The 12,410-nt window shown below is 70.6% G+C and carries 10 protein-coding genes; 9 read left to right on the top strand and 1 reads right to left on the bottom strand.

The features are described from left to right. Positions 1-8: 8 nt before the first annotated feature. From D0Z08_RS13025 to D0Z08_RS13010, 4 genes are all read left to right on the top strand, one after another. Positions 9-1,085, top strand: coding sequence for a phosphatase PAP2 family protein (locus tag D0Z08_RS13025; RefSeq protein WP_245993923.1), 1,077 nt, complete (start codon positions 9-11; stop codon positions 1,083-1,085). A 252-nt stretch (positions 1,086-1,337) separates the two neighbouring features. After that, positions 1,338-2,591, top strand: a complete 1,254-nt coding sequence (locus tag D0Z08_RS13020) for a C40 family peptidase (RefSeq protein WP_118925677.1) — start codon at positions 1,338-1,340, stop codon at positions 2,589-2,591. A 51-nt stretch (positions 2,592-2,642) separates the two neighbouring features. Continuing rightward, entirely contained in the window at positions 2,643-4,631 is a 1,989-nt protein-coding gene (locus tag D0Z08_RS13015) for an acyl-CoA dehydrogenase family protein (protein WP_118925676.1), read from the top strand. A gap of 2 nt (positions 4,632-4,633) precedes the next feature. After that, a complete protein-coding gene (locus D0Z08_RS13010; protein ID WP_182481283.1) occupies positions 4,634-5,308 on the top strand; it encodes a class I SAM-dependent methyltransferase in 675 nt (224 codons plus the stop codon). 76 nt (positions 5,309-5,384) lie between these two features. Here the strand turns inward: D0Z08_RS13010 and D0Z08_RS13005 are convergent, their stop codons facing one another. Then, positions 5,385-5,891: an inorganic diphosphatase gene (locus D0Z08_RS13005; RefSeq protein WP_425454058.1), complete on the bottom strand. Its 507-nt coding sequence runs from the start codon at positions 5,889-5,891 to the stop codon at positions 5,385-5,387. Positions 5,892-5,980: 89 nt separating this feature from the next. On the opposite strand from D0Z08_RS13005, the gene dacB reads away from it, so the two are divergent. The 5 genes from dacB to ftsH all read left to right on the top strand — a co-directional run bounded on the left by dacB (position 5,981) and on the right by ftsH (position 12,399). Beyond that, positions 5,981-7,453: a D-alanyl-D-alanine carboxypeptidase/D-alanyl-D-alanine endopeptidase gene (dacB, locus tag D0Z08_RS13000; protein ID WP_147381424.1), complete on the top strand. Its 1,473-nt coding sequence runs from the start codon at positions 5,981-5,983 to the stop codon at positions 7,451-7,453. Positions 7,454-7,507: 54 nt separating this feature from the next. Next, positions 7,508-8,572: a zinc-dependent metalloprotease gene (locus D0Z08_RS12995; RefSeq protein ID WP_245993922.1), complete on the top strand. Its 1,065-nt coding sequence runs from the start codon at positions 7,508-7,510 to the stop codon at positions 8,570-8,572. A gap of 4 nt (positions 8,573-8,576) precedes the next feature. Continuing rightward, positions 8,577-9,560, top strand: coding sequence for a tRNA lysidine(34) synthetase TilS (gene tilS, locus D0Z08_RS12990; protein ID WP_118925673.1), 984 nt, complete (start codon positions 8,577-8,579; stop codon positions 9,558-9,560). A 5-nt stretch (positions 9,561-9,565) separates the two neighbouring features. Next, positions 9,566-10,117 carry a hypoxanthine phosphoribosyltransferase gene (gene hpt / locus D0Z08_RS12985; RefSeq protein WP_118925672.1) on the top strand — a complete coding sequence of 184 codons (552 nt, stop codon included), beginning with the start codon at positions 9,566-9,568 and terminating at the stop codon, positions 10,115-10,117. Between the two features lie 209 nt (positions 10,118-10,326). Next, positions 10,327-12,399, top strand: coding sequence for an ATP-dependent zinc metalloprotease FtsH (gene ftsH, locus D0Z08_RS12980; protein ID WP_118925671.1), 2,073 nt, complete (start codon positions 10,327-10,329; stop codon positions 12,397-12,399). Positions 12,400-12,410: the final 11 nt, after the last annotated feature.

Below are 12,410 nucleotides of genomic sequence, written 5' to 3'. Positions count from 1 at the left end.
TCCCGCGGGTGTATCGCCGCGCCTACAGCCTCCTCATCGGGACGGCGCTCGTCATGGGGTCTCTGGCGGTCTTCGTCTCGATCAAGTACGACCGTCCGCTGCTGGACCCCGAGGGCAGCTTCCTCGGGCCGTCGTACGTCCGGCTGCCGCTGCTGCTGCTCTTCGGCCTCGGCATCGACCTGATCCCACGGACGATGTGGCTCTCGCGCGGCCGGCCGACCTCGATCTGGCCCCTCGTCCGCGAGCGGATGCGGACGCACTGGGGCAAGGAGCGACTGATCCTGGTCGCGCTCGGGGTGATGTGCTTCTACGTCACCTACGTGAGCTACCGGAACCTCAAGTCGAACCTGCCGTTCGTGCGGGACACCAACCCCGACCCGATGAGGACGTCGCCGGTCTCGTTCGACCGCGAGCTGCACGTGATGGACAAGATCCTGTTCTTCGGGCAGGACCCGTCGACGGTCCTGCACACGGTCTTCGGCGACACTGCGACCGCCTACATCCTGTCGCCGATCTACCTGTTCTTCCTGCCGATGGTGCCGATCGGTGTGACCGCCTGGATGGTGTGGTCGCGCAACATCTCCTACGGCTACTGGTTCGTGACCTCGCAGTGCCTGGCCTGGTCGCTCGGCACGTTCTCCTACTACCTGCTGCCGACGCTCGGGCCGGGCATCCAGTACCCCTCCCTGTACGAGGACATCGCGCACACGCCCACCAACGACCTGCTCGAGTCGATCACCGCCGCACGGCACCGGGTCCTCTACGACCCGGAAGCCACCGAGATCGTGAACTCCGTCGCCGGGTTCGCCAGCCTGCACTGCGCGATCACCCTGCTGGTCGCACTGATGGTGCAGTACACGATCAACAACAAGGTCGTGAAGTGGATCGTCTGGATCAACTTCGCCCTGACCGTCATCGCCACCCTCTACTTCGGCTGGCACTACGTCGCCGACGACATCGCCGGCGTCGCGATCGCGATCGTGTCGTTCTACCTCGGTGCGCTAGCGAGCGGGCAGAAGTTCGACCGCGGGCTGCACTCGCACCCCACCACGACCACGTCCAAGGTCCCCGTCGACCGCGACTGAGCTGCGCCGAGTCGGCGCGTCTCGGGCCTTGTATGGCGCCGAGTCGGCGCGTTCTGAGTTGCGCCGACTCGCGGAGTGCGAGAACTACATCGGTGTAGTTCGCAAGCCGACACGCCGGTGACTCCTGAGAAATCTGAGATTTCTGTTTCCTTTGTGACGAATGAGCACTAGCGTGCTTCAAGTTGCACGGGTGACGGGGAAGTCGTCCGGAGCAACCGCTGGCCGCTGCCGTCGACCCGGAGGAGACTCCCTGTGCGCCGCCCCGTGATCGGGACACTCCTGCTTGCCGTCGTGCTGGTGACAGCCCCCGCGAGCGCTGACCCCTCCGACCCCGACGCACCGTCGCACGGCGACGTCGAGAACGCCGAGCGCCGGGCCGAGGGAGCGGCAGACGACGTCGAGGGCATCCAGGCCCAGATCGACGCCGCGAACGCCAACCTCGAGGCCGCCGCCGTCGCCGCCCAGCAGGCCGCGGAGGCCTACAACGGCGCCCGCTGGCGACTGACCGAGGCGAGGAAGGCCGAGCGGCAGGCGACCCGCGAGTCGCGCCGGGCCGCCCGGGAGCTGGCCACGGTCAAGCACGACTACCGCGACGCGGTGCTCACCACCTTCGTCGGGGGCAGCCCCGACCTGGCCGAGTTCAACGCGATGCTGGACGCCGACGGGCTGTCCTCGCTGCTCGACCGCGACGCCACCGCGAGCATCGTCCAGGGCGAGTTCGAGGAGAAGCGGACCGCCTACGAGACCGCGGCCGGCGAAGCCGAGGACGCCGAGCAGGCGGCCGAGGATGCCGCCGCCGACGCGGCCGACGCTGCTGAGGACGCCTGGACCGCCAAGGAGGACGCGGAGTCCGCAGTCTCTGCGGCCGCCGCTGCCGCCGAGAGCGTCAGCGCCGAGAAGGCCCGCCTGCTACGCCGGCTGGCTCACCTGGAGGGCATCAGCGTCGCCCTCGCCGAGGAGCGGCAGGCAGCGCTGGAGCAACAGCGCCAGGAGCAGGCCGCACTCGAGGCCCGCCAGCAGCAGGAGCAGCAGGAGCAGGCCGAGGACCCGCCGCCCGCCGACGACACCGAGCCAACGGAGCCGATCGAGCCGACCGAGCCGACCGAGCCGGACGACTCCGACCCCGCGCCGCCCACCGACACCGGCGGCGCCTCGGCAGCCGTGGCGTTCGCCCGCGCCCAGCTGGGCGAGCCGTACGTCTGGGCCGCCGCCGGACCGGACGCCTGGGACTGCTCCGGCCTGACCATGGGTGCGTGGAGCGCGGGCGGGAAGTCGCTGCCGCACTACTCCGTCGCCCAGTACGAGCAATCGACCCCGATCGCTGCCGGAGACCTGCAGCCCGGCGACCTGGTCTTCTGGGGATCGTCGAGCAGCGCGAGCTCGATCTACCACGTCGCGCTGTACGCCGGCGACGGCACGATCATCCACGCCCTGCGCACCGGCCGCCCGGTGACCGAAGAGTCAATCTTCTATTGGATTCCTCCAACGCACTACGCCAGGCCCTAAAAGCCCGCCGACGCACTGCGCGAGGCCCTGACGCATCGGTAGCGTGCGGGCATGGCCAGCGACGTGCAGCAGTCCCCGCCCGTGTCGGACCTGGAAGCGTCGCCGTACGGCGACCTCAGCGTCGACCTCCCCGCCCTGACCGCGCTGCTCGACGGCCGGTACGCCGAGATCCGCGGCACCGTGCGCGAAGGACTGGTGCAGTACGCATCGGTGCTCGACGACGCGGACACGATGACGCGCGACGAGTTCCGCGAGCGCGTCAAGGAGGTCGTCGTCGAGCTGGCGGCCACCGGCCAGACCGGGATGGGCTTCCCCGAGGAGTACGGCGGCGGGGGCGACATCGGCGCGTCCGTCGCGGCCTTCGAGACCCTCGGGTTCGGCGACCTGTCGGTCCTGGTCAAGGTCGGCGTGCAGTTCGGGCTCTTCGGCGGGGCGATCCTGCAGCTCGGCACCAAGCGCCACCACGATGCCTACCTCGCCGGACTGGTGAAGGGCGAGATCATGGGCTGCTTCGCGATGACCGAGACCGGTCACGGCAGCAACGTCCAGGCGCTGGGGACGACGGCGACCTACGACCCGGACACGCAGGAGTTCGTCATCCAGACGGAGACTCCGTCGGCGACCAAGGACTACATCGGCAACGCCGCCAAGCACGCCCAGCTGGCAGCGGTGTTCGCGCAGCTGATCGTCGGCGGCGAGGGGCACGGCGTGCACGCGCTCGTCGTACCGATCCGCGACGGCGGGACCGTGCTGCCGGGGGTCACGATCACCGACGACGGGCCCAAGATGGGCCTCAACGGCGTGGACAACGGCCGGATCCGGTTCGACGGGGTGCGGGTGCCCCGTGAGGCGCTGCTCGACCAGTTCGCCCAGGTCACCGAGGACGGTCGGTACGTCAGTGAGATCGACAACGCCAACCGCCGCTTCTTCACGATGCTCGGCACGCTCGTGCAGGGACGGGTGTGCGTCGGCGCCGCGGGCCTCAGCGCCGCGAAGGTCGCGTTGACGATCGCGGTCGAGTACGGCCTGCGCCGCCGGCAGTTCGAGGCCACCGAGGAGGATGCCGAGCAGCTGCTGCTCGACTACGGCATGCACCAGCGCCGATTGCTGCCGCTGCTGGCGCGGACCTACGCCCTCCACTTCGGCCAGCAGGTGCTGTCGTCACGACTGCACGACGTCTTCTCCGGCATCACCACCGACGAGGTCTCCCGGCGTCAGCTGGAGTCCCGCGCAGCGGGCACCAAGGCGCTCGCGACCTGGCACGCGACCCGCACCATCCAGGAGTGCCGCGAGGCTTGTGGCGGCGCCGGCTACCTGTCGGAGAACCGGTTCGCCGCGCTGAAGGCGGACACCGACGTCTTCACGACCTTCGAGGGCGACAACCACGTCCTGCTGCAGCTGGTCGCCAAGGGCCTGCTGACGGACTACGCCAGCGACTTCTCCGACCTCGACCAGTTCGGGATGGTGCGGTTCGTCGCGAACCTCGCCGTCGAGACCGTGCTCGAACGCTCCCGGGCGCACAAGCTGCTCGAGCAGCTGCGCGACGCGTTCGGCGGCGACAAGTGGGACCAGGACGCCGGCCTTCTCGACCCCAACTACCACCGGGCGATGTTCGAGTTCCGCGAGGAGCACATGATCGGCGGCGTCGCCCGCCGGCTGAAGCGCGGCATCGACGCCGGGATGAACCCGGGCGAGGTCTTCTCGCGGGTCCAGGACCACGTCGTCGCCGCAGCGCGCGCCCATGTCGAGCGGCTCGTCCTCGACGCGTTCCTCGACGCGGTGGCCGAGCAGCCGGACGGCGATCTCAAGACCGTCCTCAACCTGGTCTGCGACCTGCACGCGCTGTCGTCGATCGAGGCGGACCGGGCCTGGTTCATGGAGCACGGGCGGCTCACCACCCAGCGCTCCAAGACGATCTCGCGCGAGGTCAACGATCTCTGCCGCCGCGTCCGACCGGTCGCCGGTGAGCTGGTCCGCGCCTTCGGCGTGCCCCGCGAGATGCTGCGCTCCGAGGCGCTGTTGGCGTGGGGCGAGGAGTGACCGTGCAGCTGAGCCGGATCCCGGGCCTGGGCGGCTGGGACGACGACCCGCTCTGGGCCCACTTCTACGACTGGACCGTGGAGCACCGGCGCCTCGGCGGCCTGGCCTGGCGGATCGGCATCCAGAGCGACCTCCAGCGGCTGTACGACGCCGCGGCCGAGATCGGGCGCCAGCCGGCCGGCGCCCGGGTGCTGGACATCCCCTGCGGCGGCGGGGTCGCCCTCCGGGGGCTGAAGCCCGCCCAGGGAGTGGAGTACGTCGCTGCCGACATCGCGCAGACGATGCTCGACCGGACCATGCGCGCCGCCGAGCGGCGCGGCGTGGCCGACCAGGTGGAGCCGCGGATCGCCGACGTCGGCGACCTGCCGTTCGACGACGCCTCGTTCGACCTCGTCGTCTCGTTCACGGGGCTCCACTGCTTCCCGGACCCCGCGCGGGCCGTCATCGAGATGGTCCGGGTGCTCAAGCCCGGCGGCGTGCTGACCGGCAGCGCCCTGCTCAACGACAGCGGGCTCCATCACGAGCCGATGCGCCGGGTCGGCCGGGCCGCCGGACTGCTCGGCCCGGGCTGCACCGGGGCGCAGCTGGTGAGCTGGCTCGACGCGCAGCGGATGGCGGACGTCGTACTCGACCGCAGCGGAGCGATCGGCTACTTCCGGGCGATCAAGCGCGGGTAGCGCGTCGTACCTGAAGAAACGGCCCTGATTTCGACGAAATCAGGGCCGGAACTTCAGGTACGACGACGCGACGGGCTCAGTGGTCGGCCGGCGGGACGTACCGCTTGAACGACGCGTCGATCTCGAGCTCGGCCTCGGTGCGGCCGACCCAGTCGGCGCCCTCGACGGACTTGCCGGGCTCGAGGTCCTTGTAGACCTCGAAGAAGTGCTGGATCTCGAGGCGGTCGAACTTCGGGACGTGGTTGATGTCGCGGATGTGCTCCATCCGCGGGTCGCTGGTGGGGACGCAGAGGACCTTGTCGTCCCCGCCCTTCTCGTCGGTCATGCGGAACATGCCGATCGCGCGGCAGCGGATGAGGCAGCCGGGGAAGGTGGGCTCCTGGAGCAGCACGAGCGCGTCGAGCGGGTCGCCGTCCTGGCCGAGGGTGTCCTCGATGTAGCCGTAGTCGGCGGGGTACATCGTCGAGGTGAAGAGGAAGCGGTCGAGACGCATCCGACCGGTCTCGTGGTCGACTTCGTACTTGTTCCGGCTCCCCTTGGGGATCTCCACGAGGACGTCGAACTCCAGCACTTCTTCCTCCACTCCGCGGGGCCAGCGGGAGGCCCGTTTCCACTACTGCGAGCATCCTCCCGCAGAATGTGCCCGAACGCGCAGTCGAGAGGGGTCGGACCGTGGCCGAGCGTGACCCAGACCACACCCGTGGGTCCCTCGTCGGGTGGGTGTCCGCCGCACTGGCGCTGCTGCTCGTCGCCGTGGTCGGCGGCTGGCAGCTCGGCTGGCTCGCGGACCTCCTCGGAGACGACGCCGACCAGCCGATCGACCCGGCGTCGGTCGCACCACCGCCCGGCCTCGACGTACCTCCGGTGCGCAAGCCGCGTGCGGTCGCACCCGCTGCCGACGCCGGCCGGCTCGACCTCGCGGCCGTCGAGTCCGCGCTTGCGGGCAACCTGTCCGACCGCGACCTCGGCCGCAGTGTGCTCGCCGCCGTGGCGCCGCTGACCGGCAACAGCGAACGTTTCTCGTACTCCTCGTCCGGCGCCGAGGTCGGCATCCCCGCCTCGACCACCAAGGTCGTGACGTCGGCGGTCGCGCTGTTCCTCCTCGGCCCGGACCACGTCTTCGAGACCCGCACCGTTCTCGAGCGCGGCGGCGGCACGCCGCAGCTGGTGCTGGTCGGCGGCGGCGACCCGTTCCTGCTGAGCAGCCCGCAGTCGCAGTGGGGCACCAGCACCGAGGCGACGTTCGCGCCGAAGAAGGCCGACGTGGTCACCCTCGCGCGGCAGACGGCGCGCTCGCTCCGCTACGACGGCGTACGACGGGTGCGGCTCGGCTACGACGACAGCCTCTTCAGCGGCCCGACCGCGAACCCGCACTGGCGCGCGGACTACATCCCCGACGACGTCGTCTCGCCGATCACGGCGCTCTGGGCCGACGAGGGCCGGGACCCGATCGGCTACGGCAAGGTCTCCGACCCGTCCCTCACCGCCGCCGTGCTGTTCGCGGACGCGCTCGCCGACGCCGGCATCACCGTGGTCGGCACGCCCGAGGCGACGGTCGCCGACGACGGCGCGGGCGACGTCGCGTCCGTGAGCTCGGCGCCGCTGGCGCAGATCGTGCAGCGGATCATCGAGGTGAGCGACAACGAGGCCACCGAGGTGCTGCTCCGCCACGTCGGTCTCGCCGACCAGGGCGACGGGTCGTTCATCGGCGGCCAGGCTGCGGTCGAACGGGTGCTGCGCGCCAACGGGATCGGCATGCACGGCAGCGTCCTGTACGACGGCAGCGGCCTCTCCCGCGAGAACCTGATGTCGCCCCGGCTGCTCGTCGACGTGATCCGCTGGGCCGCCTCCGACGACCAGCCCGACCTCCGCGCGGTGATCACCAGCCTCCCCGTCGCCGGCTTCACCGGGTCGCTGGCCGACCGGTTCGACCAGGGCGCGGCCGAGGGGCCGGGCCGGGTGCGCGCCAAGACGGGCACCCTCACCGGCGTCACCTCGCTCGCCGGGATCGCCGTCGACCTCGACGGATCGATCGTCGTCTTCGCGATGATCGCCGACAAGGTCCGTGACAACCGAGGCGGACTGGCCGAGATCTCGATGGACAACGCGGCCGCGGCGCTGGGTGCCTGCTACTGCTCCCGCTGAGAAGGACTGCCGACCCTGGGTGCGCCTGCACATCCCACCCGTACGCTTCAACGCATGACGAGCCCCGTGCCGGCTGACGCGCCGACCTCCGAGCCGCAGATGGTGGACTGGGCGTTCGCCGTGTCGGTCGGGTCGATGCTGGCGGGCGACGGTCCGACCGTGACCCGAGCCGAGGCCGACGCCGTGGTCGCCGAGCTGCGGGCGGGCGCGACCCGCAGCACCGGTCTGGTGCGGGACTTCACCGGCCTCGACGCCGCCAACGGCACCGCGCCGATCCTGGTCGTCGACCGGCCGGGCTGGGTGCGCGCCAACGCCGAGGGGTTCCAGGTCGCGACCGGGCCGATGATGCGCAAGCTGGCCGACAAGCGGGAGCCGCACCGGATCGCCCAGCGCGTCGGCTCCAAGGTCACCGGCGCCGAGGTGGGTGGCCTGCTCGGCTTCCTCGCGAGCAAGGTGCTGGGCCAGTTCGACCCGTTCCACGGGTCGGCGGGCCGGCTGCTCCTGGTCGCCCCCAACATCGTGCACGTCGAGCGCGAGCTGGGCGTCGACCCGGCCGACTTCCGGCTCTGGGTGTGCCTGCACGAGGAGACGCACCGGGTGCAGTTCACGGCGGTGCCGTGGATGCGCGACCACCTCTTCTCCGAGATCGAGGCGATCAGCGACACCATCGAGCCGAGCTCGCTCCTCGAGGGCGGGCTCGAGCGGATCACCGATGCGATCAAGGCGGGCCGCAACGGCGGCAGCATCGTCGACATGTTCAGCACCCCCGCGCAGCGGGAGATCCTGGACCGCGTCACCGGCATGATGTCGCTCCTCGAGGGCCATGCCGACGTCGTGATGGACGACGTGGGTCCCCAGGTCATCGGGTCGGTCAAGGAGATCCGCGCCAAGTTCACCAAGCGCCGGGAGGGCATCGGCGCGCTCGACCGGATCCTGCGCCGGCTGCTCGGCCTCGAGGCCAAGATGGCGCAGTACCGCGACGGCGCCCGCTTCGTCCGCGCGGTCGTCGACAAGGTCGGCATGGACGAGTTCAACGCCGTCTGGGCAGAGCCGGCCCACCTGCCGTCGAAGGCCGAGCTGAGCGACCACGACGCCTGGATCCGGCGCGTGCTGAACTAGGGCCATGTCGCTCCACCCCGCCGTCGCTGCCTGCCGGCGCGGTGTCCGCTCTGTGCTGTCCGGTCTCGAGCCGGGGGACGCCGTGGTCGTCGCCTGCTCCGGCGGAGCCGACTCGCTCGCCCTCACCTCTGCGACCGTCTTCGAGGGTCACCGGCAGGGGCTGCGAGTGGTCGGCGCCACCGTCGACCACGGGCTGCAGCCAGGCTCAGCCGACCAGGCGGCGCGCGTCGTCGCCCAGCTGGTGGGTCTGGGCGTGGACGAGACAGCCACGGTCCGGGTCGAGGTCGTCGGCGACGGTCGCGGCCCGGAAGCGGCCGCCCGGCAGGCACGGTACGACGTCCTCGAGCAGCTCCGCGAGCGCCTCGGTGCCGCGCTCGTGCTGCTCGGCCACACCCGCGACGACCAGGCCGAGACGGTGCTGCTCGGCCTCACCCGCGGCTCCGGCCCGCGATCGCTGGCCGGCATGCGGCGGGCGTTCGACCACTACGCGCGGCCGCTGCTCGACGTCACCCGCGACGACACGGTGACCGCCTGCCAGGTCGAGGGGCTGGTCCCGTGGGACGACCCGCACAACGACGATCCGGGCTACACGCGGGTCCGCGTGCGCCGTACCGTCCTGCCGCTCCTCGAGGAGCAGCTCGGCCCCGGCGTGGCCGCCACCCTGGCCCGCACCGCCGATCAGGTGCGCGACGACGTGGAGGCGCTCGACGCGCTGGCGCGAACGGCGTACGACGACCTCCGGGCCGAGGGCGACGGCATCGCGCTCCGCCGGCTCCACGACCTCTACCGGGCGGTCGCCTCCCGCGTCCTGCGGCTGGCCGCGCTCGACGCCGGAGCGATCGACAGCGAGCTTTTCCACGTCCACGTCCGCGCGCTGGTCGACCTCGCCGCCGGCGATCTTCACGGTGAGGTCCAGCTGCCGGGGCACGTGACGGCGTACCGCGACCGCGACCGGCTCCTCTTTCGGCGAACCGCTGTGTCATCCTGAGCGACATGGACTCTGGGGCGGTCGAGAGCGACCTCGTCGAGGTGTTGTTCACGGAGAAGCAGATCATCGACCGGCTGGGTGAGCTGGCGGCGGAGATCGAGCGCGACTACGAGGGCAAGGACCTCGTCATCGTGGGCGTCCTCCGGGGCGCGGTCATGGTGATGGCCGACCTCGCCCGGGCGCTCGGCCGCCACGTCGAGATGGACTGGATGGCGGTCTCGTCCTACGGCTCGGGCACCAAGTCGTCCGGCGTCGTCCGGATCCTCAAGGACCTCGACGCCGACATCACCGGCCGGCACGTCGTCATCGTCGACGAGATCATCGACACCGGCCTGACGCTGTCCTGGCTGACCTCCAACCTCGGCTCGCGCGGCCCGGCGAGCGTCGAGATCTGCACGCTGCTTCGCAAGCCCGAGGCGCTGCAGATGCCGGTCGACGTCAAGTACGTCGGCTGGGACATCCCCAACGAGTTCGTCGTGGGCTACGGCCTCGACTACCGCGAGCGCTACCGCAACCTCCGCGACATCGGCACCCTCGCCCCCCACGTCTATTCATAATTGCGCGAGCCGCGCTTGGCGCCGGGTCCTAGCCCAATTGGGGCCGCTGGCGACGTACCTCTGGTCGGCTGTGGCTCGTTGGCTCTTCGTCCTACCACCGGGCTGCGACAATGAACCAGTACGGCGGCAGGTAACGTCGTCGGATCACTTGTGCCCGGGCGTGACCCGGGGTCGGGGTCCCGAGGGACCCGGTAGGAGCGGATGAGTCTGTGAAGCGCGTGTTCAGGGGTCCCTGGGTATGGATCGTGGTTGCGGTCCTCGCGGTCCTCCTTGCCCTGGAGTTCCTCGCGCCCGGCGGGGGGTACGACGAGGTCTCGACCTCCCGGATGAGCGAGTACATCGCCGACGGGGACGTCAAGGAGATCAACTTCATCGACGGTGACCAGACCATCGAGGCCACGCTCGACTCCGGCGCCCGCGACGAGGGCGACAAGGTCATGGCCCACTACATCCAGGGCCAGCAGGAGACGATCCTCGCTGCCGTCGACGAGCAGGTGGCCGAGGGCACGATCGAGAAGTCGAACTCCGAGAACCCGCAGCCCAGCCTGCTCGGCTCGATCCTCGCCACGCTGCTGCCGTTCGCGCTGATCATCCTGCTGTTCATCTTCTTGATGAACAACGTCCAGGGCGGCGGCCGGGGCGTGATGCAGTTCGGCAAGTCCAAGGCGAAGCTGATCAGCAAGGACATGCCGAAGACCACGTTCGCCGACGTCGCCGGCTGCAACGAGGCGATCGAGGAGCTCGGCGAGATCAAGGAGTTCCTCCAGGAGCCGGCCAAGTTCCAGGCCGTCGGCGCCAAGATCCCCAAGGGCGTCCTGCTCTACGGTCCTCCGGGCACCGGCAAGACCCTGCTCGCCCGCGCGGTCGCCGGTGAGGCAGGCGTGCCGTTCTACTCGATCTCCGGATCGGACTTCGTCGAGATGTTCGTCGGCGTCGGCGCATCGCGCGTCCGCGACCTGTTCGAGCAGGCGAAGGAGAACGCTCCGGCGATCGTCTTCATCGACGAGATCGACGCCGTCGGCCGCCACCGCGGCGCCGGCATGGGCGGCGGTCACGACGAGCGCGAGCAGACCCTCAACCAGCTGCTCGTCGAGATGGACGGCTTCGACGTCCGGGGCGGCGTCATCCTGATCGCGGCCACCAACCGGCCCGACGTCCTCGACCCGGCCCTGCTGCGGCCCGGCCGCTTCGACCGCCAGATCGGTGTCGACGCGCCGGACCTGGCCGGCCGCAAGCAGATCCTCGAGGTGCACGCCCGCGGCAAGCCGCTCGCGGAGGACGTGGAGCTGATGGCGGTCGCCCGCCGTACTCCTGGCTTCAGCGGCGCCGACCTGGCCAACGTGCTCAACGAGGCCGCCCTGCTCACCGCGCGCAACAACCAGAAGCAGATCGTCGCCTCCGCGCTCGACGAGGCGATCGACCGCGTCATCGCCGGACCGCAGCGCAACTCACGGCTGATGTCGGAGAAGGAGAAGCTGATCACGGCCTACCACGAGGGCGGCCACGCGCTCGTGGCGGCGGCGCTGCCGGGCACCGACCCGGTGCACAAGATCACGATCCTCCCGCGCGGCCGGGCGCTCGGCTACACGATGGTGCTGCCGGACGAGGACAAGTACAGCCAGACCCGCAGCGAGATGCAAGACAAGCTCGCCTACATGCTCGGTGGGCGCGCCGCGGAGGAGCTGATCTTCCACGACCCGACCACCGGCGCCGGCAACGACATCGAGAAGGCGACCAGCCTCGCCCGCGCGATGGTCACCCAGTACGGCATGACCGAGCGGCTCGGCGCGATCCAGCTCGGTGAGGCCAACGGGGAGCCGTTCCTCGGGCGCGACATCGGCCACACCCGCAACTACTCCGAGGACGTCGCGGCGATCATCGACGAGGAGACCAAGAACTTCCTCACCGTCGCCCACCAGGAGGCTTTCGACATCCTCGAGGAGAACCGCGACGTGCTCGACGCCCTCGTTCTCGCGCTGCTCGACAAGGAGACCCTCGACAAGGCGGAGGTCGCCGCGATCTTCGAGCCGCTGAGGCGACGTCCGGAGCGGCCGGCCTGGACCGGGTCCCCGACCCGGGTGCCGTCGACGCTCCCGCCGGTCGAGATCCCCGAGGAGATCCGCCAGCGCGCGGCGATGAACCGGGTCAACGGCACCGCGCCGGAGGAAGAGGAGGCGGGCGCCGTCCTGACCCCGCCCGGTCCGGGTGGCGACGTCTACGGAGGCTCGCCGGTCTCCCCGCCGTCCGAACCGAAGCCGCCGAGCCCGCCGATGGGCGCCTGAGGTCCGTCTCC

This window comes from Nocardioides immobilis (genome assembly GCF_003515065.1).
GTDB classification, from domain to species: Bacteria; Actinomycetota; Actinomycetes; order Propionibacteriales; family Nocardioidaceae; genus Nocardioides; species Nocardioides immobilis.
Note: the sequence above shows the minus strand (reverse complement) of the source record. Positions and strands in the feature narration are given on the sequence as shown.